Here is a 26,901-nt window from a genome sequence, read left to right as displayed (position 1 = left end):
CGGCCATCGACTGTCGGCCCGGGCGCGCACCGACCATGATGTGCTGTGTGGCAGGACAATTCGTTCCCATTCCCGATTGGTTCTCGCGGAATGATCAGGACTGCGGCATCGCTGTCGCCGACCTGACCGGGCAGGGCGTCCTGGACATCGTGGTTCTGAAAGTTGACGACCCCGCCGGTCAGAACAGCGGCAACTACCGGGTCGGCCACGCGCTCGCGGCGGACGGCACGGTCGGCAGCTGGGGACCCTGGCTGCCGGTGCCCGACTGGTGGGGCTGGGAGAACCAAGGCGTGGGTATCGCCATCGGCGACCTCAACGGCAACGGCCGCCCCGACCTGGTCGTCCTCCTCGTCGACAATCCCGCCGGACAGAACCAGGGCTACTTCCGCATCGGCCGCGACCTCGCCCCCGACGGCACCGTCACCGGCGGCTGGACTCCGTGGCAGCAGATCCCGGACTGGTGGGGCTGGGAGAACCAAGGCGCCAACATCTGCCTGACCCACCTCGACGGCGAACCGGTCCTGGTGGTCCTGGCCGTCGACAATCCCGACGGTCAGAACAGCGGCCGATTCCGGCTGGCCAAAGGCCTGGCCGCGGACGGCTCGGTCGCGCAGTGGACACCCTGGCTGTCGGTGCCCGACTGGTGGGGGTGGGAGAACCAGGGCGCGGGCCTCACCGTCGCCGATCTCGAGGGCGACGGCCGCCCCGAGCTCATCGTCTTCACCGTCGACCATCCGCGCAACGGCAACGGCGGGCTGTACACCGTCGGCTGGGGCCTGGACGGAACCGGGCACTGCGTGGACGGCTGGAGCCGCTGGTCCCGGGTGCCCGACTGGGGATTCGACGCGAATCAGGGCGCCGCCATCGCCCTGCTGCCCGGTGCGGGCGCGCTGCCGCGGCTGGTGGTTTCCACCATCGACCATCCCGCGGGCGGCAACACCGGATACCTGCGCGTGCTCGACCTCGACACCGATCTGGCCACCTCCGCGACCGAAGGCGCTTGGCGCATACTGGATTTCGACACCGAGGTGAATCCGGTGCACGCGGCGCTGCTGCACACCGGCGACATTCTGTTCTTCGCCGGCTCCGGCAACGACCCGGACCGGCTCGGCGCCCACGACTTCCGCACCCGCGTCTGGCACTACCCGGACCCGGGCTTGGACGCACCCACGACACCCATCGACCTGTTCTGTTCGGGGCAGGCGTTCCTGCCGGACGGCCGCGTGCTGGCCGCAGGCGGCACCGGTCAGTACGACCCGTTCTTCGGCCTGCGCGACACCCTGCTGTTCGACCCGGCGACGCTGACCTGGACCACTCAGCCCGACATGGACTACGGGCGTTGGTATCCCACGCTCGCGGCATTGGAAACCGGTGCGGTGGTGGCACTGTCGGGACTCGGTGCCGACGGATTCCTATCGGAGACACCGGAACTGTTCGACCCGCAGACCTTGACCTGGTCGAAACTGCCGATACCCGGCCCGATTCCGATGTACGCCCATCTGATGCTGCTAGCCGACGGCCGCGTCTTCTACACCGGCGGCCAGTACGGCACCAACAACGGTATGCGCCCGTCGATCTGGGACACCGCGACCGGCGCGGTCACCGAGGTTCCCGGACTCTACGATCCCGAATCGCGCAGCCAATCCACCAGCGTGCTGCTGCCGCCCGCGCAAGCGCAGCGCGTCATGATTCTCGGCGGCGGCACTGTCGACCCGCACGGCCCGGGAATGGCCTTGGCGGACACCCGCATCGCGGATCTGAGCACCGCCGCGCCCGCGTACCAGGCGGGACCGCCCATGACCTACCCGCGCATGCACGTGTGCGCGGTGGTCCTGCCCGACCGCACGGTGCTGGCCACGGGCGGTTCGGCAATGGAGGAAATGGCCGACGCGGTACCGCCCACCGGCGAAATCTACGACCCGGTCGCCGGAACCTGGACGCCCACCGCCCCGCAGCGGGTGGCGCGGCTCTACCACTCCGTCGCACTGCTGACCCCCGCAGGCACCGTGGTGACCGCCGGGTCGAACCCGCAACGCAAGACCGAGGAACTGCGCATCGAAGTCTTCTGGCCGCCTTACCTTTTCAAAGGCGCGCGCCCGGAGTTCGAGATGTCTTCGGGCCCCGTGGAATACGGTGCGACCCTGACCCTCGCCACGACCGCCGCGCTGCGCGAGGTGTCGCTGCTGCACCCCACGTCGTGCACCCACTCCTGCGACAACAACCAACGCTTGATCGACCTGCCGATCACCGCTACCAACCCGGGCACGATCTCGGTGGCCATGCCCTCGAATCCCGCGCTGGCCCCACCCGGCTGGTATCTCGTGGTCGTGGTGGACACCGGCGGTGTCCCGTCGGTCGGACAGTGGCTGCGATTGGGGCCGGGCGCGCCCGCACCGGTGTAGCTGCTGCGAATGGTCGCCAATCTCTGCTGATGGCACGTCTCCGGCACTACCGTGGAGTCATGACCGAGGAATATCGGCACCTGCTCGTCAAACGTGAGGGCGACACCGTCACCATCACCATGAACCGGCCTGATCGGCGCAACGCGCTGTCCGCCGATCACCTGACCGAACTGCTGGCCGCATTCCGCGCGGCGGGGGACACCGACGCCACCGGCATCGTGCTGGCCGCGGCGGGCCCGGTGTTCAGCGCGGGCCACGATTTCGCCGACGTCGCGGCGCGCGACCTGCTCGGCGTGCGGGAGCTGCTCACCCTGTGCCAGGAGGTCATGACCACGCTGGAATCGGTCCCGCAGGTGGTGATCGCCCGCGTGCACGGCCTGGCCACCGCGGCCGGCTGCCAGCTCGTCGCCTCCTGCGATCTGGCCGTCGCCGCCGACACCGCGGGCTTCGCCCTGCCCGGCGGCAAGGGCGGCTGGTTCTGCCACACCCCGGCCGTCCCCGTCGCCCGCTCGATCGGCCGCAAACGCCTGATGGAAATGGCCCTGACCGGCGACGTGATCGACGCCCGCACGGCCGTCGACTGGGGCTTGGTCAACTACGCCGTCCCCGCCGCCGACCTCGACACCGCCGTCGCCGACCTGCTCGCCCGCGCCACCCGCGGCAGCCGCGCGAGCAAGGCCCTCGGCAAACGCACCCTCTACGCCCAGCTCGACCGCCCCGAAGCCGACGCCTACACCCTCGCCCGCGAGGTCATGGCCGCCGCCGCCCAATTGCCCGGCGCCCGTGAGGGAATGGCGGCCTTCCTCGACAAACGCCCGCCGACCTGGACCGACTGACCCGCGACAGTGGGCGCTGCGGGGCGGGGGAGTGGATTCGGTGTCAGCACGGTGAAGACGCGCAATTCGGTGTTCGCCGAGCTCGGGGTACATGATCGCGGACAGCCCTTGGCCTACGCCCACCGCTTCGGCTGGGGCTGGGCTGGCTGAGGAGAGTCCGAGTCGCCCGGTATCGCACAAATATCCGGGTTTGCGGATATTGCAATCTGAACATGGGTTGCCGGGTGTGATGCGGCTGCCGCGACACCCGAACGACGGGCACGACGGCAAAAACCGCTAGGACGAGACGGACCCGAAGCGGGATTCGAAGGCGGCGCGATTGGCCGAGACGGGGGAGCGGTCCCAGACGGCGAACACCACTCGTTCGAATGTGGCGCCGTGCGCGCGCAACCCGAGGTCGAAGGCCTCGGCGACCTCGTTCGGGTCATTGCGGAACACGCCGCACCCCCACGCGCCGAGGATCAGTTCGCGGACCTCGTGGTGGGCGGCGACGGCCAGCACGCGTGCGGCGCGTTCGACGAGGATGTCGCGGACCTCGACCGGGTGGCCCGAACGATCGGCGAGCGCACCGGCATTCGGGGCGGGCGAGGTCAGGAACGAGGTGGTGAAGGGATGGGCGTCGAGCGCGCCGGCGTCGTCGCGGATGACGGGCACCTCGGGGGAGAAGATGACGCGGTGGCTGTAGCGCAGATCGTCGGAGGCGCGGTGGGCCTCGTAGTAGCGGGGTGTTTCGAGCAGGCAGCGGTAGAGCAGGGCGCTGCGGCACAGGTCTTCCTCCTGGGCGCGGGCGCCGCGCAGGTACCCGCCGCCGGGGTTGCGGGCGGAGGCGAAATTGAGGACGGCGAGGCGATTTCCGCCCTCGCGGTGCAGGCGGCGCGCGGCTTGGACGCTGCCCTCGCCGGTGACCTCGAGGCGTCCGGTGAACGGTCCGGTGACCGGTGTGTAGATGTTGTCGCCGGGTTCGTGGCAGACGGTCCAGGAGCGGGCTTCGGCGAGCGCGTCGCTGATGTCGACCAGGGTTCCGTCGGCAGTCCGGTAGGTGCCGAGGGCTGCGATCTGCTCGTTCTCGGTGGCGATTTGCTTTGGGCTGGTACTCATTTCAGTGACCTTACGGATCGTCCCGGCATCCGGCATCCGATTTTTAGTCGCAGACACCAATACTGGTCGGCGTAATGGGAGGCATGGGATTGTCGGGCTCGCCGCCTACGATGTGGCCATGAGCGGCTCCCAGCGTTTGCGGATCGTCCCGTCGCAGTTCGCGGTGGATCATCTGCCGAATACCGCGTTCCCGGAAGACGACGAGTGGATCGCCCTGGTGCGAGCGCCGGAGGGCCTCACCGTGATTCGCGAGGCGCCGGCGTGGGCCGAGGGGGAGACCTGGAAGGGCTTCTACGGTGTGGACGCCGGAAGCCTCAATGCGCCGGGCACCTTGCTGGCGTTGATCGGCCCGCTCGCGGAATCCTCGATCCCGGTGTTCGTCGCCTCCACGTTCCATGCGGACCTGGTGCTGGTTCCGGCGCATCGGCTGGAGGAGGCGTCCGCGGTGCTGCGGGACGCGGGGCATCGCCTGGCGGACTGAGCATGCGCCAAATGTTGTGGCCGTGAGCCGCCCATATTACTGTCTACGTACGTAGAACGTATGAATGCCGCGCCGAGGTGAGGAGACGTCGGACGTGAGTGCACGAGGCTTCGGAGATCTGGAAACGGTCATCATCGAACGCATCTGGGACCGTCCCGGCAAGACGACGGTCCGCGAGTTGTTCGACGAACTGGCCGCCGAGCGCGACATCGCGTACACCACCGTCATGTCCACCATGGACAACCTGCACCGCAAGGGCTGGCTGGAGCGCGAGCGAGTCGGCAAGGCCTACCGCTATTGGGCCAGTCTCAGCCGCGAGGAGTACAGCGCCCGGCTCATGCGCGAGGCGCTGGGCAGTGGCGGCCGCTCGGATCTGGTGCTCGCGCATTTCGTCGAGCAGATGAGCGCCGAGGAGTCCGAGGGCCTGCGTGCGGCCTTGCGCAAACTCACGCGCGGCAAGCGCTGATCGTCCGGGGTATCGGCCCCGCGGTTTCGGTGTGCCACCCCGCTGCCGGCTGTCGACGGTGAGCGCGCGGGTTCGGCGTGTCGGTGTGGCCGATGGCGTGAACCCCATGCGTGTCCTGTCCTTTTGCCCTGAATTCGCCCCGCACGGACGTGAACCCGATCACCAGGTGTCTACGCAGTACGTACGTAGATAGTAGATTGTTTCGGGAACGTGTCAACGCCATTCCGGGAACATCACCCGGCACGGCGAAAGCGACGGCCGGACAGCCGGATTCGGACAGGAGGTGCGGCGGTGTTCCGTGGCGGCGGGTCGGGCCGGTTGCTGTGGGCACTGCTGTTCTCGATGCTGGTGCTGGTCGCCGCGGTGACCGATTGCGCGGCCGGTGCGGGCGCCGACCACACCCCCGCCCTCGGCCCGGCGCCCGTCGTGGGCCCAGCCGGTGATCGGCACGCGCCGCAAGGCGAATCCGCGCACTGTGACCCGCATGTCGAGCACGCCATCCGGACGGCCGAACCCGGCGGCGAACACGCCCCCGAGACCACCCCGGATCGGGTGATGCCGACGCCCGGCATCGCTGCCTCGGACCTCATCACCGCACTCCACGGTGAACGCGGACCGCCCGGCGGTGTCGTCGGCGGCCGAATGCTGTTGACGCGCTTGTGTATCGCCCGACGCTGACCGGTCAGCGGCAGGCCGGGGCCCTTCGCCCCGTGCCGGAGCCCGTTGCCGTGCACGTCATGCCGCCGATCGCGGCGGTCCGATACCGAAAGCGACAGCAATGGACCGAGGTCTGCTCGACGAATTCGACACGCTCACCACCAGCTCCGGGCTGCCCCTCCTGGCCCGGGAACCCCGCGCCCTGGTGGGCAATACGCCGGTGCTGTGGGTGGGGGAGCCCTTCGCGCCAGAAGGCCGCGGCTTCTGGGCCAAACTCGAGGGCCGCAATCCGGGCGGCATGAAGGACCGGCCCGCCCTGCACATGGTGCGACGCGCCCGCGAACGGGGAGCGCTCGCGCCGGGCGCCCGGATCATCGAATCCTCCAGCGGCACACTGGGACTGGGATTGGCCCTGGCGGGTCTGGTATACGGGCACCCGGTGACGGTGGTGACCGATCCGGGCCTGGAACCGATGGTCGCGCAGCTGCTCGCGGCCTACGGCGCGCGGGTGGAGCTGGTGGCCGATCCGCATCCGGTCGGCGGCTGGCAGCAGGCACGCCGCGACCGTGTGCGCGAACTACTGGCCGCCGAACCCGGCGCGTGGTGCCCGGACCAGTACAGCAATCCCGACAATGTGGATGCCTACGAATCTCTCGCCCGGGAACTGATCGAACAGCTCGGCGGCGTGGACGTTCTGGTCTGCGCGGTCGGCACCGGCGGTCATTCCGCGGGCATCGCGCGCGCCCTGCGCCGCACCAATCCGTCCCTGGCGCTGATCGGCGTGGACACGGTGGCCTCCACCATCTTCGGCCAGCAGGCCGGCCCCCGCCTCATGCGCGGCCTGGGCTCCAGCATCCACCCGCACAATGTCGACTACCCGGCCTTCACCGAAATCCATTGGGTGGCACCGGCCGAAGCGGTCTGGGCCTGCCGGACCCTGGCCTCGGGCTACCTGTCCAGCGGCGGCTGGAGTGTCGGCGCGGTCGCGCTGGTGGCCGGGTGGGCCGCCCGCACCCGGCCTGTGGGCGCCCGGATCGCCGCCGTCTTCCCCGACGGGCCGCACCGCTACTTCGACACCGTGTACAACGACTCCTATTGCGCCGCACACGGACTGCTCGGCGCGACGCAACCCGTGGGTCCCGACGAGATCGCCCACCCGGGCGAGCGGCAGGTCGAGCGCTGGACTCGCTGCACCACGGTTGTCGACCCCCGGATACCGCAGTCCGACACCGCCCCGGGGTCGCTGTCGTGAGTGTCCTGACGAAGTTTCGCGGGTTCGACCGGGCCGCGCAGCTGCTCATGGTCAACCAGTTCGGCATCAACCTCGGCTTCTACATGCTCATGCCCTATCTGGCCGGATACCTTTCGGGGCCACTGGGTTTGGCGGCGTGGGCGGTCGGGCTGGTGCTGGGCGTGCGCAACTTCTCGCAGCAGGGCATGTTCCTGGTGGGCGGCACGCTGGCCGATCGGCTCGGCTACAAACCGCTGATCGTGGCCGGATGCCTGCTGCGCACAGCCGGGTTCGCACTGCTGGCGTTCGCGTCGGACCTGCCGAGTCTGATCATCGCCTCGGCGGCGACCGGATTCGCGGGGGCGCTCTTCAATCCGGCGGTGCGCGCCTACCTCGCCGCGGAGGCCGGCGAACGGCGGGTCGAGGCGTTCGCGGTCTTCAACGTCTTCTACCAGGCGGGCACCCTGGGGGGCCCGCTGGTCGGATTGGCGTTGCTGGCCTTGGATTTCCGGGTGACGGCCGCCGCTGCGGCGGTGGTGTTCGCGGCACTCACCGTGGCGCAGTTGTTCGCGCTGCCCGCGCGGCGCTCGGCCGAACCGGCGGTGCGGACCTCGGTGCTCGAGGATTGGCGCACGGTGGTGGCCAATCGCCGGTTCGTGGCGTTCGCGGTGGCCATGGTCGGCTCGTACGTGCTGTCGTTCCAGGTGTATCTGGCGCTGCCGTTGCAGGCCGAATACCTGGCGGGAGCCCGGGCGCAGACGGTCACCTCTGCGTTGTTCGTGATCTCCGGCGTCGTCGCGGTGGCGGGCCAGCTGCGCATCACCGCCTGGTTCCGCAGTCGCTGGGGTACCGGGCGCGGCCTGGTGGTGGGGGTGTCACTGCTGGCGGTGTCGTTCCTGCCGCTGGCGATCCTGCCCTCCGCCAAGCCATTCGGCGGTGCGCTCGCCCTGGGTGCGCTGCTGCTGGCGGCGGCGGTGCTGGCGGTGGGCACGGCGGCGGTGTTCCCGTTCGAGATGGACACCGTGGTGTCGTTGTCGGGCAATCGGCTGGTGGCCACGCATTACGGCTTCTACAACACGATCGTCGGTATCGGGATTCTGATCGGGAACCTGGCGACGGGCGCGCTGCTGGGTGCGGCCCACGCCGTGGGTGCGGACTGGGCGGTCTGGCTCGGTTTGGTGGTGATCGGCGCGATCGCCGCCCTCGCCCTGGCCGCCTTGGACCGTTCCGATCGCGTGCCTACGCAAGGTGGCCGCCATCGAAAGCAAGCCGGGCATCGGCCCGTGCCGACCGGCCGCCTGATCGACTACCCCACGCAGCCGCTGCCCACGCGGCGCTGACCTCGCCGATCGCCGCCGTCCAGGGAGCTCAGACCACGCAGACCTGGATCCCGATGGCGGTGGCGATCAGCGCGGCCACCGGAATGAACATGGCCGTGAGCGTCGCCGCCACGGCCACGGCGCGGGTGTGCGCTCGGACCGCCTGCGCCGGTTCGGACAGGCGGCGTACGCGGGGGAGCAGCGCCGCCTGCGTGGTGGCGGGCGGCTCGGGCAGCTCCGACAGTGTCAGCAGCGCCTGCAGCACGGTCTCGCGGCCGTGGATGCGCGCGGCCGCGTCGTCGGCGAGCATCTCCAGCAGCCGCGCGATCTCGGCCGCGCCGACGGTGAACAGTTCGATCCGCGGCAGCACCGTGGCCAGTCCCCGGGTGAGGGTGAGCAGCAGGTGGTGGCGTCCGGTCAGGTGGGCGCGCTCGTGGGAGAGGACCGCGTCGAGGTGGCGGTCGTCGAGGGCGGTGAGCACGCCGCGACTGACGACGATCGTATGAGGTTTGCCCGCAACGCAATACGCGGCGGGATGGTCCACATCGAGCACGACGGCATCCAAGTCGGGGTGGTGGCGACCGGCCAGGCGGGCCATGCGCGCGTGCTCGATGCTGGTGCGGCGCGCCCGCAGCAGCGTGGCGCACAGCCGCAGCGCCACGGCCAGGCCCGCCAGTGTGGCGAATCCGGACAGGATCAGCAGTCCGGTCTGCAGGTGCCGTCCGTAATGGCCGACGGCCGCGTCGTGCAGGTGCAGCAGGCAGCTGTCGAGGAAACGGGCCGGGAGCAGGGTGATCTTGTGGGTGCCGATGTCGATGACGATGATGGCCACCGTCACCGTCCAGGCCAGCACCGTGGATGCCATCACTGCCAGCCAGGCCGCTACCGCTAATCGTGGCGTGGTGCCCGAGGCGCTGATGCGGCGCAGTACGCGCGGCGCGAGCACCGTCACGGCGAATCCGTAGAGCAGCAGGCAGACGGCAACGCTCATCGGCCCACCCGCCATCGCGCGGCCCGCATTCGATCTCCTCCCGTGGAATCCGCCCGAGTGTAGGGGGCAAAACTGAGGACAGCCTTACTGCCGCGTTCGAACGGGGTGTGGGTGTGGGCGTTGCCACCACGCACTTGCGGGCGGCCCCGGATCTACGGTATTACGTATCTACGTAGTTGATACGTAGATAAGCCGGGTGTCGCACTCATCGACGGCACCGGGACGCCGACCGGAACCGGCGTCGACCACGGGTGAGGCGGGGCAGCACAGCGAGCAGGCCCGGCCTCACCCGCGGTCACCGGTCGCGGCCCAACGCCAGCGCCGCCGCCTCGATCGCCGCCTCGTCCAGCAGCACCGTGTTCGCGGCCGGACCCAGCGGCACGAAACTGTCCGCACTGGTGACCCGCGCCATCCGGCCCTCGAATCCGGCATCCAGCAGCGCCGTGCACACCGCCTCGGAAACGCCTCCGCTGCGGCGGGTTTCGTCGGCGATCAGCACCCGCCCGGTGGCACGCGCATGGTCGAGGAGATCCGCCACCGGCAGCGGCGCCAGCCAACGCAGATCCAGCACCCGGGCATGCATGCCGCGCTCGGCCAGCCGCCGCGCCACCCGCAGACTCATCGGCACGCCATTGCCGAAGGTCGCGATCGTCAGATCCGCGCCCGCGCCATACACCCGGGCCCGCCCGATCTCGGCATGGCGCACACCGGAAATCGGCGCCAGCCAGCCGCCGTCGCCGCCGCGATACAGGTCCCGCGTGTGATACAGCGCGATCGGCTCCACGAACACGCACACCCGGCCGTCCACCCGCGCCGCTGCTACACACGTGCGCAGCATGGCCGCGGCGTCATCGGCGCGGGAGGGCACCGCGAGCACCAGACCGGGGATATCCCGCAGCGCGGCAAGGGAATTCTCATTGTGGAAGTGGCCGCCGAACCCCTTCTGATAGGCCAGCCCCGCGATCCGCACCACCACCGGATTGCGGTAGCGCCCGCCGGAGAAGAACGACAGCGTCGCCGCCTCCCCGCGCAACTGATCCTCGGCATTGTGCACGTACGCCAGATACTGGATCTCCGGAATCGGCACGAACCCGGCCAGGCCCGCCCCGAGCGCGGTGCCGAGCACGCTCTGCTCATCGAGCAGGGTGTCGAAAACCCTTCGCCCGCCGAAACTCTGCTGCAAGCCTTTCGTGACCCCGTACACCCCACCCTTGCGGCCCACGTCCTCCCCGAACACCAGCACATCCGGATCCCGCGCGAGCAACTGCGCGAGGGTCTGGTTGATCGCCTGCGCCAGGGTGAGAGCCTCGCCTGAATCCGGGGGTGTCTCCGAGACGTTTGAGTTCGCCGTGCGCAAGGCGTCGGTGCGTACGAGTGCCGGTCGGGCCGGCGCGAGCGGCGCGGTGACCTCGGCCGCCGTGCTCAATTTCGGTTCCAGGCTGACCTTTTCGGCCGCCTCGGCGACATGAGCGCCGATCTCGTCGTAGCGTCGGATGACCTCGTCGGCCGTCGCGACCCCCGCGGTGACAAGCAGTCGCGCGGTGGCGGTCACCGGGTCGCGCCGCAGGTCGGCGGCGATATCGGTGGCGCGGCGGTAGGCCGATTCGACATCCGAGCCCGCGTGTCCGAGCAGGCGCACGGTGCGCAGCCGCAGGAAGGCCGGTGTGCGGTGGGCGCGAACGTGATCGGCGGCCGCGGTCGCCGCCGCCAGCGCTGCGGGCAGGTCCGTGCCGTCGGCGTCGAAGTACTTCAATCCGGGGCGGGTCCCGTAGGCCTGTTCGATCCAGGTGCGCGGGGTGGGCACGCTGATACCCAAGCCGTTGTCCTCGCACACGAACAGGATCGGCATGGGCACACCCTGATGCGCGGTGTGGATCGCGGTATTGATCGCCCCCGCCGCGGTCGAATGATTGGCCGAGGCGTCACCGAAACTGCACACCACCACCGCGTCCGCCGGCCATTCGGTGCGCAGATGCAGCTGGGCGGCCCGATCGAGGGCGAAAGCCAGCCCGACCGCGCGCGGCAGGTGCGAGGCGATGGTGGAGGTCTGCGGAATGATGTGCGCGGGTTTGCTGCCGAAAACCTTGTGCCGCCCACCGGAAATCGGGTCCGCCGCCGCGGCGGTCACGCCGAGCAGCACATCGCGGATCGGATCCAGGCCGGGCACCCGCCGGGCCCGCTCCACGAAGAACGCGCCCGACCGATAGTGCAGCAGCGCCGGATCGGTGACCCGCAATGCCGCCGCGACCGCCGCATTGCCCTCGTGGCCCGACGATCCGATGCTGTAGTACCCGCGCCCTTCCCGGCCCAGTCGCCGCGCGGCCAGGTCCAGGTGGCGGGAGGTGGCTTGGCTGTCGAACAGTTCCAGACAGCGCTCGCCGGTGAGTCCGGAGGCGGTGTCGATCGTGTCCTGCGGGGCGCGCGCCGGTCCCGGCGTCGTCGCGGCGGTTTCCGCGCGAAACCACTGATCCAGAGCCGCTGCACCGTCGTCGATGACACCCTCCCGAATGCCCGTGTCGTTTCCGCAGGGAACTCAGCGTAGATCTCGAGCGGCGTCGCCTGCGGCAATATCGGATCCGTCGGCCAGTCCGGCCGGACTGCCGCGAATCAGCCCGGCCGGAGGCGGTTTTCACGATGTCGCCGGACGGCCGGGAGTGAACCGTCCGGCGACGCCGTGCTACTTGCTCGAGCCGGTGCCGCCGAGCAGCGAGCCGAGGCTGCCCGTCCCGCTGCCGGTGTCGACCGCGCCCGGCGCGGCGGAGACCACCACGGAGGCCCGGTCGGAGGAGGCGTTCACCGTGCCCGCGCCCGAGTACTCGGCGGTCAGGGTGCGCTGGCCCGCGGTGGCCGGGGTCCACTGGATGGTGGCGGTGCCGTCACCGGAGACCTGGGCGGTGCCCACGACGGTGTTGCCGTCCTTGAAAGTGACACTGCCACCGGCGGTTCCGGGCTTGACCGTCGCGCTCACCGCGACCGCCTTGCCGACCTGCGCACCCGACACGGGGGCCAGCGTGGTGGTCGAGGCGGTGTTCTGGACCGGCGCCTCGGCGACGCTGACCTGCGTGGTGGTCGAGGATCCGGTGACGCCGTCGCGTCCGGAGAAGGCGGCCGTCAGGGTGTGCGCGCCCGCCGCGGCGGGGGTCCACTGGTAGGCGGCGGTGCCGTCGTTGCCGACCGGGACGATGGCCAGGGAGGTGTCGCCGTCCTTGATCTCGACGGTGCCGCCCGCCGCGGCCGGGTTCACGGTGGCGGTCAGCGTGGTCGCCTTGCCGACCTGCGCGCCGGAACCGGCGGCCAGGCTCACCGTCGAGGTCGCGTTCTGCTCGGAGACCTGCGCGGTGACGTTCGCGGACTTGGAGCCGCCGGCGGCCGCGGTGCCGACGTACTGGGCGGAGAGGGTGTGGTCGCCCTTCACCGCGGGGGTCCACTGGAAGGTTGCCGTACCGGCCGCGTCCAGCGTGCCTGAGCCGATCTTGGTTGTGCCGTCGTAGAAGTCGACCGGGTCGCCGGCCGAGCCGCCGGTGACGGTCGCGCTCAACGTGGTCGCCACCCCGACCCGGGCATTGCTGACCGCGGCCAGCGTGGTGGTGGTGGCGTTCTTGCCGACCGTGATGGAGGGACCCTTGGTGCCGTAGTTGCCCGACCCCAGCGACCCGCCGTAGTCCATGCCGCTGGTCAGGGCCGCGCCGCGGGCGCAGTCGTGGCCGACCTTGTACTGGACGGTGAAGATGGGGGAGCGGTGGAATCCGGGGCGGTTCTGAACCGACCAGTCGGTGACGCCGAACGACACCCGCACATACCCGTACCCGTTGCCCTCATCGGCCTTGACCTCGGGATCGGCATACGGGTAGTCGCCGTCGTTGCCGGTCATCTTGGCCGAGCCCGTGACGTAGGTCAGGCACGCGGCGTGCCGGTCCTTGATGTTGTAGATGAATTCGTCGGTCCAGCTGGTGCGTTCGAACTTGGTGCTGACCGTGACGGTGTCGCCCTCGGCGGGAGTGGTGTTGCTGACCGTGCGGGTGAACTGCGAGGAGCCGTCGCTCCAGGTGATCGTCCCCGCGTCCGCCTGGGCCACGCCGGCGCCGAACAGTGCCAGCGCGCCCGCCGCGGTGGTGGTCGCGGCGCAGGCGGCCACGCCGCGTGCAATTACTCTGTGTGCCATGGATTTCCTAGTGTTCGATGGGCTACGCACGCGGAGCTGGTCCTCGGCGTGAGTGAACATTAGGGTCGCCGGGGCGTCCATCAGAAACACTAAAATGTGGCTATTTCACAATATTCTGTTGTCAGTCGGCCATACATAAAACGCACTCTCGCGCAGTGTTTTCAGGCAATGGCACAAAGCGTCAGAGCGGCCACGCACCCTTTCCCATCAGGTCGGCGATCAATGCCGCGATATTCCAGGCGTCGTCCCCGCCGCGATGATGGGTCCCCTCCAGCGGCAACCCCGCCAGCCGCAGCGCACCCGCCATCCCGTACCGGCGCCGAGTCTCGCGGGCGGCGGAAAATGCCAATTTGGCATTGGTGTGCACACTGCCGAACGGATAGCGCACCCCCGTCCCCTCACATTGCGCGAGGAACTGCTTGCGGTCGTAATCGCCCCAACTGGCCCACGGCCGCGAATCCGCATGGAATTCGGTGCGCAGCAGCGCACACGCCTCGGCGAAGGTGATGCCCGCACCCACTTGCTCCGGAGTAAGGGTGGTCAGCTGCGTGCAGAATTCGCTCACCGAGGAATGCTCGGGCCGCACCAGAATGCTGTGCCGGCTCACCCGCTCCCGCGTCACGGTATCGAGCACGCACAGCCCGATCTCGATGATCTCGCTGGGCTGCCCCGGCGGATTGGGGCCCTCCCAGCAGGTGGCCTCCACATCCACCACATTCAGGAATCTCGTATTCATGCGACCGGACGCTAGCGCGCCGATACCGTCCGGCGACAACGATTTTCAGGGGCCTCAGCGGGGGTCGGGCGGAACCGGACTCACTCCGCGCGCAGCTTCAACCCCGTGTTGTTGCCCGCATTGCGCAAGGTCAGGACGTCGGAATCGATGGTGGCCTTGGTTTTTCCGTCCAGCGCGCCCAGCACCTGCTGCTCGACCTCCATCACCTCCGGAGCGCACATCATGCGGGTGGTCGCGATGGTGAAGGTGACGTCGTCGCCATCGATCACGGCCGAGCCGGTCATGGTGTTACAGCCCGCGGTGCCCGACACCTTGCCGTCGGGGGTGATGGTGAGGGTGGGGCGAACCTCGTCCAGGGTCACCGAACGCACCTCGGCGTCGGTGCGCAGCAACGTGTTCACGACCCAGGTGGTGCCGACCAGTGGCTTGTCGGGGTGAGCGGCCTTGCGGTCGAGCATGGTCACCGTCGCGCCGTTGCCTTTCAACGTCAGGGTGTCACCGGACAGGGTCCAGGTCGGCTGCGAGTGCAGCAGCCCGGCCTGCCATTCGTCGGCGCCCATCACATCACCCGGGCACGCCGTCATCGTCGAGGCCAGTTCGCCGACCTGCAAGGTGTTGCCTTGCAGGTCGACGTGCCCGTTGGCGGTGTTGCAGCCCGAGGTCGCCGAGATCCGGCCGCCCTCGACGAAGGTCAGCGTCAGCGGCCCGCCACCCGGAATCGGGGTGCCCGACACCGCGGTCGAGACGAATGTGCGGCCGGTGAGCGAGGCGGGCGGGTTCTCGGTGCCGCTGCTGGACGAGCAGCCCGCGGCGGCAACGACGGTCAGTGCGAGCAGAATCGGAATACGAGTTGCCGGCATGCGCCCGATCGTACGGCCGTTACACTGGCATCCCGAGCGCCGACGCGAGGGTCTGCCCGATCGTGTTCACGAACGCCGTGATCGCACCCGGGTCCAGAATGCCGGAATAGACGTCGCGGTTGTGGCAGCCCTCCGGCGCCGGAACACCGTTGAGGCGATCGTTGAGCCACAGCGCCGCGCTCGCGGTATTCGACACCGCCGCGATGCCGTGCTCGCTGAACAGGTCCCGCGTGTACTGCACGCGGGCGCGCGGGTCGTGGCAGTAAATGTCATAAGTGTTGTCGACCGCGTTGAGCGGCATCACCTCGTCGAAGGTGCCCTCGTAGATGTAGAGCGGTGCGGTCGGCGTCCCGCGATGCCCGAGGCTGAGCTCGTCGAGCACCGGCTGCATCTCCGGCGCCAGCATCGGATCGCCGGGATAGTCGAACAGGCCCTTGATGTTCACGAACGGGAACGCCGCGAATTGCAGGGCCACGCACTGGTTCTCGTGCACCATCCGCGCCGCCTTGCCCAGCGGGTTCATGTGGTCGGCGATGAACCGATCCACCTGCGGATACTCCCGGGCCACCCCGAACAGCCCGCCCAGCACCGCGCCGCCGAAGCTCGAGGTGCCGTTGTTGTAGTCGATGGCGGCGCGGATATCGGCCATCAGACCGCCCGCGGCCGCCCCGGCCAGATCGATCTCCGATGCGTAGGTCGGCTGCAGTTCGGCGGCGTGCGCGGTCGGGATCGCGCCGCCCGAATAGCCCCACATGGTGACGCGGGTGTCGGTGCCGGGCAGTCCCGCAGGGTCGAAGCGTTCGGCCGCGCGAATCCCGTCGAGGGTGATGCGCCCGCCCAGCGGTCCCACCGCGTAGGCCGCGTTCGGGCCCTCGTGATCGGGGATCACCACCGCGTGCCCGAGCTGCAACATGGCCTGCACCTCGACGAATTCGGCTTCCATCACCGGATTCAGCGGATTGGGCAGCGACCCCGTGCGCAAGGTGTAGGAGGGTGCGCAGTTCACCGACAGGGAATCCTCGGCCATCTGGAACGAGACCAGCCCGCGCTGTCCGCTCGGCGCCGCCCGATGCGGCACCACGACCGTGGCCACCGCCGCGATCGGGCCGCCGCGGGTGTCGGTGCTGCGGAAGGACAGCTGCCAGGCGTCGGCATTGAGCGGCAGCACCCACAGGTTGGCCGGCGTCACCTGCCGCGCCGCCAGGATCTCGCCGGGTTGCGCGGCCGCCACCCGCGCCGGATCCGGTTGGTAGAAGCCCGGATCCAGATACGGCGGTGCGGGCGGGATCGGAAACGGCAGGCCCGGCTGCACCGGAACCGGGTCGGCCGCCGCTGTCACCGCCGGGCAGATCGCCACGGTCATCCCCGCCGCGACCGCCACACACGCCCGGACGATCGTCCTGGTCCCCGCTGTCATATCGAACTCCTCCACGCCGCTGCGGCGGCCGCGTACCCACCGCTCAAGAAAGAGAGTGGATATTTCCTAAGTTGCGCGGCGACCCTACGTCGGCCGTGGCGAATGTGTCAACGGTCACCCCGGGCCGGATGTTTGCTGCGCGTGTTCACGGGGCAGGATGGGGTGTCGTGAGCGAAGTTTCCCGCCCGCGGCGCACCCAACAGGAGCGCCGGGCAGCCACGGTGGCCAAGCTGGTGGACGCCACCATCGCGGCCATCGGTGAGGTCGGCTATCAGCGCACCACCGTGCAGGAGATCTGTGGCCGCGCCGGACTATCCGCCGGCGCCATGTTCCGCCAGTTCGACACCCGCCTGGACCTCATCGTGCGCACCGCCGAGGAGATCTTCGCCCGCCAGCTCGTCGGCTACCGCGTCACCATGGAACAGCTCGGCGCCCAGGACAATCCGCTCGACGTCGCCCTCCGCTTCCTGCGCCAGGCCCAGCAGTCCACCCACACCCACTCGCTGCGCGAGATCTTTCTGGCCGCCCGCTCCGACACCGAACTCCGCGACCGCATCGCCCCCATCGCCGAGAACTACTACCGCGAGATCGTCGCCGCGCTCGAGGCCAGCGGTGTCCTCGCCGATTTCCCCGCCGACCTCCGCGAACCCATCTTCTTCATGATGCTGCACCTGTTCTCCGGCGAAGCCGTGGTCCGCGGCGTCTACCAACGCCCCGACCTCGACGTCACCGTGCTGCGCCTGGTCGAGGACATGCTCGCGGTCTACGCCGCCCACACCGCCGCCCCGAACTGACGGTGCGCCGGAGTTGACCTTGCCGCTACGTCAACTCCTACCGTCGACCCCATGAGCGAACACCCCGCCATCGACCGCACCATCTACCCCATGCCCATGTTCGCCACCTTCCAGGTGCGCGACATCGCCGCCACGACGGCGTTCTACGAGGCCGCCGGATTCGTCGCGCTGGCAACCATTCCCGGCGAGAACGGCCCGGCGGTGGTGCACCTGCGCCGCATGAAGTACCAGGACCTGCTGCTCGTCCCCGGAGAGCCCATTGCCGGCAGCACCACAATCAGTTTCTCCGCGGGCGGCGAAGACCTCGCGACCCTCGCATCCACCCTGCGCGCCTTCCCCGGCGTGACGATCACCGGCCCCGCCGACACCGCGTGGTACACCAGCGATGTCACCATCACCGACCCCGACGGCAACCGCGTCATCCTCACCGCACCCCGCCTGGCCGAACTCGACGAGGCCAAGCAGTGGGCGGCCACATTCGAGGGCGACTGGGCCGGCAAGCAGTAACGGGAGACCTTCGTGGAGTGGACGATCCAGCAACTGGCCGACAGCGCCGGCGTAACCAGCCGCACCCTGCGCCACTACGACGAGATCGGCCTCCTCCCACCCGCCCGAGTAGGCCACAACGGCTACCGCTACTACGACACCGACTCCGTCGCCCGCCTCCAGCGCATCCTCCTGCTGCGCGAACTCGGCCTGAGCCTCCCCGCCATCGCCGAAATCCTCGACCGCCCGTCCGAGGAGGACCCGACCGACGCTGAGGACACCGCGCTCCTGGCCCACCTCCGATTCCTGGAAGCCGAACGCGCCCGGATCGACGACCGAATCCGGGCCCTACGCCACACTATTGATACTCGCGCAGGCGCCGAAGGCTCCCTCCAAATGATGCTCGAAGGCTTCAACGACCCCTACCGCGACGAAGTCATCGCCCGCTGGGGCGAAGCCGCGTTCGAGGCAAGCAACCAGTGGTGGCACGCCAAATCCCTACAACAACAACGCGAATGGAAACGCGACCTCGACGACATGATCGCCACCTGGATCACCACCTGGAAATCCGGCCACACCCCCGACTCCACCCCCGCCCAATCCCAAGCCGCCCGCCACATCGCCTGGTTCCGCACCATCCCCGGCACCCCCTTGGCCAACGGCGACCGAGACCGCTCCATCGCCATGGTCACCGCCATGGCCGACCTGTACGCCGACGATCCCCGCTACGCCGCCGCCTACGGCAACCCGAATTGCGCTGCCTTCGTACGAGATTCGCTCAAGGAATACGTACGCCGCTCCTTGTGACGCCCACGACGGACAGGACCGCGTCGCCCTCGCCGAATGGAGCTTCCAGAAACGGGCGGCCGGAAAATCGGTTGTATAGCGTCGGTGATCCTGCGAATGTGGTTACACCGCACGCTCGACCGAGCGGCGGTGAAGATGGAAGGTTCCGGCCTGTGGGGGCCAGCCGGTCTTGAAAACCGGAGGCGGGCATTGTGTCCCGGGGGTTCGACTCCTCAGCTTTCCGCGATGGAAGATAAACCGGTCGGGCCGGCCGGAACCCGTTGCTAGCGGTGTTGAGCCTCCGGGCTTGGGATTCGAGTTCTCTGTCTTCCGCAAGGTCCGCCATATGGCGGACCGTTGGAGCGGTGTGGCGCAGTCAGGGAGCGCGGTGGGCTCATAATCCACAGGTCGTCGGTTCGCATCCGGCCACCGCCACCAACCGGTCGAGCACATGGTGTGCACGGAGGCTGTAAACCTCCCGCCTTCGGGCACAGGTGGTTCGATTCCATCCGGCCGGACTCATGGCGTAGTTGCTCTGTCGGGATGGGCAGCCTGATTTTCACTCAGGAACCACGTCGGTTCGACTCCGACCTACGTCACTCGAGTCAGCTTTCGCGTGCGAGAACCTATTTCTCGCAGGCGATTCCGTCGCCATCGCGATCGAGCCCGGATCGGTAGCCGGGTTCCCCGCGTCGAATCGGCGCCGCACCCGCCCGCTTGGCCTCGGCGCAACTGCCGTAGTACACCGAGGGCGCGCTGGTGGTCTGGGGCGCTGGGGCAGCAGCGGGCGGCGGTGCGGGTGCGGGTGCGGGAACCGGTTCGGGGGCGACGGACGGCTGCGCGGCCGGCGTCGTCGGGGCGGGGGCAACGAACGGCACGGGAGCGGGCGGCAGCACGGGGTCGGCCGCCGTGCTCAACGTCGGAAGCTCCGAGGTGACCGTGGTCGTCGGCGTCGGTGTCGTGCTGCTGGGAGGTGCGGTGGTCGTGGTCACTCGGACCGTAGTCGCCGGCCAGGTGGTGACACCTGCGGGAGACGATGACGCCGGTCCGCAGCCCGCCATCAGTGCCGTGCCGACCGTGGCGGCGGCGATTACCGGGATGCTGCGAGGTAGCAATCGCAAAATGTGGCTGTTCATGGTCGGAGACCCTGCGCTGAATCGCTGCGGCTGTACACCTTTCAGCAACCGCTTGGCACTATATGTCCCCAGTACCCGGGCCTTCGTGGCATACCGGGCGCGATGAGAGACAATTGATCATGCGCACTTCCACGGTCGTTGTGCTCGCCGTCGCCGCCGCGGTGCTGGTCGCCACACACGCGACCTCGATCTACTGGGTGCTGTGGGCGGCTCTGGTGGTGGCCGCGACCACGGTCTGGCTGGTCCGGCGATGATGACCATCGAGGAATTCATCGCACGCCGCATCAACCGGCAGCAGGCAGCCGCAGAATTCGCGCAGAATCTCGAACACGACTTCCGCGACAGCGGCCGCGAAATCAAATACCAGTGGGTGCGCCTAGTACGCCCCAAAGGCGTCCGCAGCGCCCCATCGGAGGTCTTCATCCCGGGCGCATTGACCCCGCACGAGACTCTGCGACAACTGGCAGTGCTGCGGCTGATCTTCCACGAGCACACCCCGGACGCAGACCGCCGATGCACCCACGATTCGGTGGCCTGGCCCTGCCCGACCGTACGTTCGATCGCTGCCATTTGGTCCGATCACCGTGACTACCGCTCCGAGTGGGCGCTCGATCGGCATTGACTGGCTCCCGATAGTCGACGCAGGAGGTGGCCGGCCGTACGTCCCGCCGCCTGTACATGACGTCGAGTCGGTAGCCCTTGGCTCTGGTCCACGCCGATCGCCGCGCCGTTGTCGCCCGCCTGGAGGCTGCGGGTGTACGCCAGCGGCAGGGCCCAGCGGTGGCGGCGGATCCCGTGCCGCTGCGGTGTGAGCACGCGAGTCAGGTGGTAGCGCCACCAGAACAGCCGGGTCCGGGCACATCGGATCGTGTTGGTCACGGCCGCCATCGCAGCCGCGGTTGAAGGTGCGCGGACACGAGGATCTCCGCGTTGATCAGACCTGTTTGCCGGGGCCGACAACGGAAGGGCTGTAACCGGCGGGATGATCGGGGCGACGCCTCAGCAGTATGCCCGGTTCGCTCAGCTTCTCCGTTGCCTCACGCAACAGACCAACACTCGGGTGCTGGCTGCCGAGGATTACGCCCAGCTGGTGACGGAGCGAGTCCAGCTGCTCTCGGTAGTTGGCGAGCAATTCTGGTGCCATCACCACTGTGTCGGGCCGGGTGTGGTTGTCGGGCATCGTTCCCTTCCTCGGTCGGCTACGTCCTGCGATCGCATTCACTCTCGTGCACATCGATATTCCCGGACACGTCGGAGCAGTCGAAGCTGCCGCTTCCTCCCGACTTACCGAGGATGGAAACCAGAGCATGCCACGTGCCCGCGCAGTAGGTGGTCGACCCGCCGTAGTTCGCCCACGGTGCAGGAATCTTGGAGTCGGTGCCACCGAGCCCCGTCGTCTCCCAGTTCGGGGACCTCAACGGCCGGAACGTCAGAAACAAGGTGACGTGATGTTCGAGTGGCGTGACACCGCATTCGACCCTGCCCCGCACGTTGATCGCTGCGCGTTCGATATGGCCTGGGTCCGCTCAGGCGCCGGGAGTCATTGCTTCCGGGCACGTTCGACGCGGCGTTCGACACCGTCCAGGTGTTTCTGGGCACGTTGCAGGGCTTCGCGAGCCGAACGCTCGGTGGCGGCGGTGAATCGGTGGCGGTGTTCGGCTTCGGTCAGCTCGGCACGCAGGGCTTCGATGCGGTCGTCGAGATCAGCGAGATCGGCGGCCGCGGTGTCGTGGGCGGATCGGGCGGAAGTCACGGCGGCGCGGGCGGGCCCGTCGGCAGCGGTGGGATCAGCGCGCCGAGGAGTCCGCGTGGCCGATCTCTCAGGGCGGTCCTCGGCGGGATGGGCTGTCGCCGAGCGCGTTCGGAAGCTGCGGTGCGCCTCGCTGGGAATCGCGATCAGCGAGGCGGGGCCGAATCCCTCGTAAGTGGCTGCGGCGGTGAGTGTTCCGGTGCGGAGCCCGTCGGCGACCGACTGATCAGCCAGGGCCGCCTGCAGGCTCGCGCCGATATCGCGCAGGACGGGTTCGGTCAGGTGCCGGCCCCGGCCCGCGGCCAGCTCGGCGGCCTTGCGGGTGACGACGTTGACCACTTTTTGCCGCTGTGTGGTGAGGGTACGCAGCTGTTCGGCCGACAGGCGGCGCTGAGCATCGCGCAAAGCGTCGCCCACCTCCAGCAGCGCACGGACCTGATCGCTCGCCTCACGAGACAGCAGATTCAGCGCCCACGCGGCGACCGTCGGCCGCCGGAGCTTGCCGATGGCGTCGGCCAGGGCCTTGTCCCCGGCGTCGCGGGCCTGCCGCACCCGCTCGGTGCGGACGGCCACGAACTCGGCGGGCGAGAGCCCGTAGAGTTCGGCCACGACCTGGTCGAGCGTCATACCGCCTTAGCCTACGGGCCCACCCGCCACCCGCCCCGGAAGAAGCCGCGGTCAATGATTGGCCGACCGAAGCGGGCCGCAACGACGATCCAGCCGCCGGCGCCGCCCGGATCGACCGAGGATCTACTGCCCTGCAGCAGCGCAGAGCGCGCGGGTAGCGGCATGAGCGTGTCTAGCCGCAACTTGCCAGCTCGAAGTGATCATGGGCCTAAACGTGCACTAAGGCAGCCGAATTGGCGAAGACTGCCTTCCAGAAGCGATCGGTGCATGAATAGGCCCATCACACTCAACTCGGCAGTTGCGGACGTTCCGCCTGCCTCGGATCGGCACGGCCAGTTGATCTTCCGCCGCGCCGCGCTGGCCGGTTCGGTCAGCGCGGTATGCGGCATGTCACGATGTCGCGAGTGTGTCTGGAGAAGTCTCCGCGCGATACGGCCTGCCTCAGAGCTTTCGGACTTCATCGATGCACACGCCGTAGACGGCGCGGTTGCCGTAGGCATTGTCAAGCCGGTGCTGTCAACGCCCCAATATTTGTGAAACGAATCTGATTCAAAGCGGTTCCACCGGCGGCTACGCTGCGCTCGTCCGGGCGATCATGCCTGGATCAAGCAAGGAGACTCCACAGTAATGAATTGGAAAGCACTGGGCAGCAGGGGAATCGGGATGCTCGCGATGGGCGTGGCCGCGGGCCTCGCCATACCGGCAGCACCGGCTTCGGCCGCCATCACCGCCGTCGGAGCGTACTGTCCGGCCGGCGGAGTCGACGGGCCGTGCACCGAATCGTATGTGTTCGTGACAGTGACGGATTCGAATCCGGTATGGATCACGCTCAACGGAAACGCGCTCGGGAATGGCGCCTTCACCCCGGTGGCGAACAGTACCGGCGGATACTACGTACAACTGTGGCTCGATTGCATCTACACGCCGTTCCATGTGGTCGCCACCCAGAAGGACGCGAACGGCGCCACGATCAGCCAGGGCTCAGCCGACTTCACACCGAAGTACAACTGGCAGAGCGTGATCCTCGGCGACCTCACGACAGGCAGTCTCGGTGCCGGGGTCCAAGGTTTCTACAACGGCAGTTCCAATGGCGTCGCGCCCGGACTCGCCCGCGCCGGCAGCAGCGATGCGGTAGCCACCGGCAGTTCCGCCATGAACGGTTGCCACGTCGTCGGGTAAGACCGAGCTAGGAGATACTTCAGAATGCACTGGAAAGCACTGATGGGCAAGGGATTCGGAGCTCTGGCCCTCACCGCGACGGCCAGTCTCGCGGTGGCCGCGACACCCGCGTCGGCCGCCATCAACTTCATCAGCGTGGCCTGCCCGGCCCCGGCGACCGGCGGCGCGTGCACCCAACCGCACGTGTTCGTCCGGGTGACAGATCCCGGTCCGATCTGGATCACCGTCAACGGAAGCCCGCTCGGCTACAGCAACGGACGATTCAACCCCTTCCAGGACAGTCTCGGCTACTACAGCGAATTCAACCTCGACTGCGCCTACACCTCATTCCACATCGAGGCCGTCGAGATGGACAGCAACGGGGTCGTCACCAGCAACGCCGGGGCCGATTACAGCCCGGCGGTCTCCGCGCCGAGCACGATGGTGCGTGATCTCGTCACGGGCAGCGTCGGCGCCGGCACGCAGAGTTTCGACACCGGCGTGGCCAACGGCGGCCCGGCCAATGCCGCGGCCACTGGCAGCAGCGGCGCAGCCGCCGCCGGCAGCGCCGCGGCGAAGCCCTGCCAGCTCGCCTCCCTCTGATACCGGTGTAGTGCCGGTATCACGTGTGCGATATCGGCACGATCGGAACCTGAGCTGTCGGCCCGCCCCGCCCTATCCGGCCGGGCTCGTCAGGCGATCGATGGGGCCCGCGAAAGCCGCGTGCACCGCGCGGGGTTCTCGATCCAGGGAAAGCCGCTTTCAGCCGACCGAACAAACTGCATCGCCGCGTCAGCCCAACCCACCGCGGCGCTGGTCCGCGAGAAAGCCGCGGTTGGCCGACAGGCTGAATCCGGTTGTTGTGCTGGGTAGATTTGGACGCGAGAGGCGGTGAGCCGCAGCGGCCACCGACCACTGACGTCCGGAGGTGTCCATGACCGACGACCGATTCGATGCAGCTCGTGACTGGCTGAGGAGCCACGGGGCCGTCACGATGGCACATCCCGGCGGCACCCTGCTCGATCATCTGAACCGGGTCGCGCGGCGGCTCCAGTCCTGGGGACAGCCAGCCGAGATCGCACTGGCGGGACTCGCCCATGCCGCATACGGCACCGCAGGATTCGCCGACCACCTGATCACCCCTGGCCGGCGTGGCGAGCTGGTGCACATAATCGGCGGACGTGCCGAAGAACTCGTCTACTGCTACGGCGCCTGCGTGCGCGATCTCGCGTACCCGCAGTTCGCAGGCTCCGAGCCGTTCACCCTCACCGACCGTTTCACCGGCTCCGCCGTCCACCTCGACGACGCTGACACTCGGGCGTTCGTCGCACTCACCTTCGCCAACGAGATCGACGTGATGACGCATAATGCGGAACTCGCGGATCGGCACGGCACGGCGCTACACGATCTCGCGACAGCCGCGGACCACTGGCTTGCCGCCGCAGCGCGGCCCGACATTCCCCTGCTTCGGGGACTTCCCTGATTGCCCCGGCCCGTTCCCGCGACCTGGCCAATCATCGGAAGCGTTCAGTACGCGGCATCGCTGCGTGGGCACCGTGATAAGGAACCGGCGAGCCCTACGCCACACCGTGCAGCCACGAACACGCCTGTATCCGCATGTCCCATGCTCCACGTCGAACCACGAATGATTATTCACAGGCTCAACGACATTGAAACCGACCTTCGACAACTCCGCCACCGCGCATACGACGAAGGATGGCTCGGTGAGATCGAAGGCATCGACCTTACCCTGACCTTCCTTCGCCGCAAACGCGACGACGCCAGCCGGCTGGTCAGCCGCCCTCACCCAACCGGCCACTGGAAGCTTCACCGTGAACGTGCTCGACCAGGCGGTGAAGGCTTCGAACACGCGGGGCACGTCCTCACATGCGTAGATTTCCTGCGAATCCCGATACTGAGACTGGCGCGCGGCGTACTTTGGCTATGCCAGACCCTGCGATCGACGAGCTGGGCGAGTCACCTCACGTGATGGCGGGGACACGTGGCGCGAGTGCGGAACTTCTGGACGAAGGGGCGACTCATGGCAGGCGATGTCGATTTTTGTGTCGTGGGGGCGGGTTTTGCGGGATTGACCGCCGCGCTGCGGCTGAAGCAGGCCGGCCGCTCGGTCGCTCTGCTGGAGGCGCGTGACCGGGTCGGAGGGCGCACCTTCACCGAGTTCCTGCCCGACGGGACCTGGATCGATCGCGGCGGCGCGTGGGTCGGCCCCGGGCAGGACCGTATCAAGGCCCTGATGGCTGAATTCGGTGTGACCGAATACAAGGAGTATGTCGACGGCGACGCGATGATGATCGTCGACGGCAAGAAGCACCGTTACTCCGGCACCATTCCCTGGGCGATGAGCCCTTGGGCGATCGCCAACCTCGGAGCCGGTCTGTTCGAGGTCGAGCAGATGTGCAAGTCGATCCCGTTCGACGCTCCGTGGGAGGCCAAGAAGGCCGGCGAGTGGGACCGAATCTCCCTGGGGGAGTGGCTGAGTCGAAATATTCACTCCCACCAGGCGCGTGAGATGCTCGACATGGCCTTGGCCGGCATTTACACTTCGGCCGCCTCGGAGGTGTCGTTGTTGTGGGCGCTGCACCAGATGGGCTCGGGCGGCGGGCCGGTGTTCGTCATCTCCAACAAGGACGGCGCCCAGGACGCCAGGGTGCACGGCGGTATGGGTGCGATCTATGGGCCGATGGCCGCCGAACTCGGTGACGCGCTGCATCTTTCGAGACCGGTGGACCTCATTGCGCAGGACGAGGACGGCGTCAGCGTCCACTCCGAGCGGCTCACCGTCCGCGCTCGGCACGCGATCGTCGCCGTGCCGTTGGCCGTCGCCATGCAAATCGCCTACGAGCCAATGCTTCCCGTCGACCGCACCTTCCTGCACCGGCGTATGCCCAGTGGTGCCGTCTACAAGATCTCGGTCGTCTACAACACCGCGTTCTGGCGCGCTGACGGCCTGTGTGGACAGTCGGCCGCGCCCGGCAGCCCGGCCACTCTGACCATCGACGCCTGCACGGACACCGGCACTCCCGGCATCATGTGCGTGATCACCGAAGGTCCCGCGGCTCGCAAGCTTGGGCTACTCGATCCAGCGGAACGCAAAGCTGTGGTGATCAACGAACTGGTCGACCGGTTCGGGGCGAAGGCCTCGTCCCCGGTCAGCTACCACGAGCAGAACTGGACGGTCGAGCGCTACTCCGGCGGCGGAATGATCAGTCATGCGCCACCGGGTGTGCTCACCGAGTTCGGTCACGCGCTACGCACCCCCTGCAGGCGGATCCACTGGGCCGGGAGCGAGAGCTCGGCGATCATGTGCGGCTGGATCGACGGTGCGGTGCGGTCGGGGGAACGTGCCGCCGCAGAGGTAATGGCCGCCGAAGGCGTTGTGGCGAGGTAGATTTCAGCGCCCGTAAGGCCAGAGCCGTAGCGCACGCTCTTCGGCAATAGCGCGCGCTGCCGGCGGTCGTACGGCGCTCTGCCCGTTGATCTTCCGATG

26 protein-coding genes and 2 tRNA genes are annotated in these 26,901 nt (G+C 68.5%); 18 read left to right on the top strand and 10 right to left on the bottom strand.

The window, feature by feature from the left end:
• Positions 1-47 precede the first annotated feature (47 nt).
• Together ACYVKL_RS07220 and ACYVKL_RS07215 are read left to right on the top strand one after the other, a co-directional pair.
• Complete coding sequence (locus ACYVKL_RS07220) at positions 48-2,402, top strand: galactose oxidase-like domain-containing protein (protein WP_379169365.1); 2,355 nt, start codon at positions 48-50, stop codon at positions 2,400-2,402.
• A gap of 59 nt (positions 2,403-2,461) precedes the next feature.
• Positions 2,462-3,238: an enoyl-CoA hydratase-related protein gene (locus tag ACYVKL_RS07215; RefSeq protein WP_379169363.1), complete on the top strand. Its 777-nt coding sequence runs from the start codon at positions 2,462-2,464 to the stop codon at positions 3,236-3,238.
• A gap of 276 nt (positions 3,239-3,514) precedes the next feature.
• Here the strand turns inward: ACYVKL_RS07215 and ACYVKL_RS07210 are convergent, their stop codons facing one another.
• Entirely contained in the window at positions 3,515-4,336 is an 822-nt protein-coding gene (locus tag ACYVKL_RS07210) for a TIGR02452 family protein (RefSeq protein WP_379169362.1), read from the bottom strand.
• Positions 4,337-4,454: 118 nt separating this feature from the next.
• On the opposite strand from ACYVKL_RS07210, the gene ACYVKL_RS07205 reads away from it, so the two are divergent.
• The 5 genes from ACYVKL_RS07205 (at position 4,455) to ACYVKL_RS07185 (ending at position 8,511) form a co-directional block, all read left to right on the top strand.
• On the top strand, positions 4,455-4,817 hold the full coding sequence (locus ACYVKL_RS07205) for an ACT domain-containing protein (RefSeq protein ID WP_213556235.1): 363 nt from the start codon (positions 4,455-4,457) through the stop codon (positions 4,815-4,817).
• A gap of 94 nt (positions 4,818-4,911) precedes the next feature.
• A complete protein-coding gene (locus ACYVKL_RS07200; RefSeq protein WP_357199094.1) occupies positions 4,912-5,283 on the top strand; it encodes a BlaI/MecI/CopY family transcriptional regulator in 372 nt (123 codons plus the stop codon).
• Between the two features lie 291 nt (positions 5,284-5,574).
• Positions 5,575-5,961 (top strand): putative copper homeostasis (lipo)protein LpqS, encoded by a 387-nt coding sequence (gene lpqS, locus ACYVKL_RS07195; RefSeq protein ID WP_379169360.1) that lies wholly within the window; start codon positions 5,575-5,577, stop codon positions 5,959-5,961.
• Between the two features lie 100 nt (positions 5,962-6,061).
• The gene (locus tag ACYVKL_RS07190; RefSeq protein ID WP_379169358.1) at positions 6,062-7,192 is read left to right on the top strand and encodes a PLP-dependent cysteine synthase family protein; all 1,131 of its coding nucleotides are present in this window, start codon (positions 6,062-6,064) and stop codon (positions 7,190-7,192) included.
• Positions 7,193-7,239: 47 nt separating this feature from the next.
• Positions 7,240-8,511, top strand: coding sequence for an MFS transporter (locus tag ACYVKL_RS07185; protein ID WP_379169861.1), 1,272 nt, complete (start codon positions 7,240-7,242; stop codon positions 8,509-8,511).
• A 28-nt stretch (positions 8,512-8,539) separates the two neighbouring features.
• On the opposite strand, the gene ACYVKL_RS07180 is transcribed toward ACYVKL_RS07185, so the two are convergent.
• From ACYVKL_RS07180 to ACYVKL_RS07155, 6 genes are all read right to left on the bottom strand, one after another.
• A complete protein-coding gene (locus ACYVKL_RS07180; RefSeq protein WP_379169356.1) occupies positions 8,540-9,481 on the bottom strand; it encodes a M56 family metallopeptidase in 942 nt (313 codons plus the stop codon).
• Positions 9,482-9,776: 295 nt separating this feature from the next.
• Positions 9,777-11,975 (bottom strand): thiamine pyrophosphate-dependent enzyme, encoded by a 2,199-nt coding sequence (locus tag ACYVKL_RS07175; RefSeq protein ID WP_379169859.1) that lies wholly within the window; start codon positions 11,973-11,975, stop codon positions 9,777-9,779.
• A 183-nt stretch (positions 11,976-12,158) separates the two neighbouring features.
• On the bottom strand, positions 12,159-13,643 hold the full coding sequence (locus ACYVKL_RS07170; protein ID WP_379169354.1) for an Ig-like domain-containing protein: 1,485 nt from the start codon (positions 13,641-13,643) through the stop codon (positions 12,159-12,161).
• Positions 13,644-13,824: 181 nt separating this feature from the next.
• On the bottom strand, positions 13,825-14,379 hold the full coding sequence (locus ACYVKL_RS07165; protein WP_379169352.1) for a 3'-5' exonuclease: 555 nt from the start codon (positions 14,377-14,379) through the stop codon (positions 13,825-13,827).
• 80 nt (positions 14,380-14,459) lie between these two features.
• The gene (locus ACYVKL_RS07160) at positions 14,460-15,239 is read right to left on the bottom strand and encodes an META domain-containing protein (protein ID WP_379169351.1); all 780 of its coding nucleotides are present in this window, start codon (positions 15,237-15,239) and stop codon (positions 14,460-14,462) included.
• A gap of 19 nt (positions 15,240-15,258) precedes the next feature.
• Positions 15,259-16,656: a lipase family protein gene (locus tag ACYVKL_RS07155; protein WP_379169349.1), complete on the bottom strand. Its 1,398-nt coding sequence runs from the start codon at positions 16,654-16,656 to the stop codon at positions 15,259-15,261.
• Positions 16,657-16,823: 167 nt separating this feature from the next.
• On the opposite strand from ACYVKL_RS07155, the gene ACYVKL_RS07150 reads away from it, so the two are divergent.
• The 5 genes from ACYVKL_RS07150 to ACYVKL_RS07130 all read left to right on the top strand — a co-directional run bounded on the left by ACYVKL_RS07150 (position 16,824) and on the right by ACYVKL_RS07130 (position 19,321).
• Positions 16,824-17,450 (top strand): TetR/AcrR family transcriptional regulator, encoded by a 627-nt coding sequence (locus tag ACYVKL_RS07150; protein ID WP_379169347.1) that lies wholly within the window; start codon positions 16,824-16,826, stop codon positions 17,448-17,450.
• 51 nt (positions 17,451-17,501) lie between these two features.
• Positions 17,502-17,957 (top strand): VOC family protein, encoded by a 456-nt coding sequence (locus ACYVKL_RS07145; protein ID WP_379169345.1) that lies wholly within the window; start codon positions 17,502-17,504, stop codon positions 17,955-17,957.
• 12 nt (positions 17,958-17,969) lie between these two features.
• A complete protein-coding gene (locus ACYVKL_RS07140) occupies positions 17,970-18,743 on the top strand; it encodes a MerR family transcriptional regulator (protein ID WP_379169343.1) in 774 nt (257 codons plus the stop codon).
• A gap of 340 nt (positions 18,744-19,083) precedes the next feature.
• Positions 19,084-19,160 (top strand) — tRNA-Met (locus tag ACYVKL_RS07135).
• A gap of 85 nt (positions 19,161-19,245) precedes the next feature.
• Positions 19,246-19,321, top strand: a tRNA-Glu gene (locus ACYVKL_RS07130).
• 27 nt (positions 19,322-19,348) lie between these two features.
• Here the strand turns inward: ACYVKL_RS07130 and ACYVKL_RS07125 are convergent.
• A complete protein-coding gene (locus ACYVKL_RS07125; protein ID WP_460771395.1) occupies positions 19,349-19,714 on the bottom strand; it encodes an excalibur calcium-binding domain-containing protein in 366 nt (121 codons plus the stop codon).
• 263 nt (positions 19,715-19,977) lie between these two features.
• Between ACYVKL_RS07125 and ACYVKL_RS07120 the strand changes: the two genes are divergently transcribed.
• Positions 19,978-20,112, top strand: coding sequence for a hypothetical protein (locus ACYVKL_RS07120; protein WP_357199130.1), 135 nt, complete (start codon positions 19,978-19,980; stop codon positions 20,110-20,112).
• Positions 20,109-20,480 carry a DUF6221 family protein gene (locus ACYVKL_RS07115; RefSeq protein ID WP_379169339.1) on the top strand — a complete coding sequence of 124 codons (372 nt, stop codon included), beginning with the start codon at positions 20,109-20,111 and terminating at the stop codon, positions 20,478-20,480. The genes ACYVKL_RS07120 and ACYVKL_RS07115 overlap by 4 nt, the downstream gene beginning before the upstream one ends.
• A gap of 312 nt (positions 20,481-20,792) precedes the next feature.
• Here ACYVKL_RS07115 and ACYVKL_RS07110 read toward each other — a convergent pair whose 3' ends face one another.
• Together ACYVKL_RS07110 and ACYVKL_RS07105 are read right to left on the bottom strand one after the other, a co-directional pair.
• Positions 20,793-21,038 (bottom strand): hypothetical protein, encoded by a 246-nt coding sequence (locus tag ACYVKL_RS07110; protein ID WP_379169337.1) that lies wholly within the window; start codon positions 21,036-21,038, stop codon positions 20,793-20,795.
• Between the two features lie 360 nt (positions 21,039-21,398).
• A complete protein-coding gene (locus tag ACYVKL_RS07105) occupies positions 21,399-22,235 on the bottom strand; it encodes a hypothetical protein (RefSeq protein ID WP_379169335.1) in 837 nt (278 codons plus the stop codon).
• Positions 22,236-22,862: 627 nt separating this feature from the next.
• On the opposite strand from ACYVKL_RS07105, the gene ACYVKL_RS07100 reads away from it, so the two are divergent.
• From ACYVKL_RS07100 to ACYVKL_RS07085, 4 genes are all read left to right on the top strand, one after another.
• A complete protein-coding gene (locus tag ACYVKL_RS07100; RefSeq protein ID WP_379169333.1) occupies positions 22,863-23,414 on the top strand; it encodes a hypothetical protein in 552 nt (183 codons plus the stop codon).
• Between the two features lie 24 nt (positions 23,415-23,438).
• Positions 23,439-23,996 (top strand): hypothetical protein, encoded by a 558-nt coding sequence (locus ACYVKL_RS07095; RefSeq protein WP_379169331.1) that lies wholly within the window; start codon positions 23,439-23,441, stop codon positions 23,994-23,996.
• 331 nt (positions 23,997-24,327) lie between these two features.
• On the top strand, positions 24,328-24,876 hold the full coding sequence (locus ACYVKL_RS07090; RefSeq protein ID WP_379169330.1) for a DUF6817 domain-containing protein: 549 nt from the start codon (positions 24,328-24,330) through the stop codon (positions 24,874-24,876).
• A 558-nt stretch (positions 24,877-25,434) separates the two neighbouring features.
• On the top strand, positions 25,435-26,802 hold the full coding sequence (locus ACYVKL_RS07085; RefSeq protein WP_379169328.1) for a flavin monoamine oxidase family protein: 1,368 nt from the start codon (positions 25,435-25,437) through the stop codon (positions 26,800-26,802).
• Positions 26,803-26,901 lie beyond the last annotated feature (99 nt).

The sequence above is a fragment of the Nocardia tengchongensis genome (assembly GCF_054781395.1).
The sequence above is the reverse complement of the archived record's forward strand: the minus strand, read 5'-3'. Positions and strand labels throughout refer to the sequence as shown.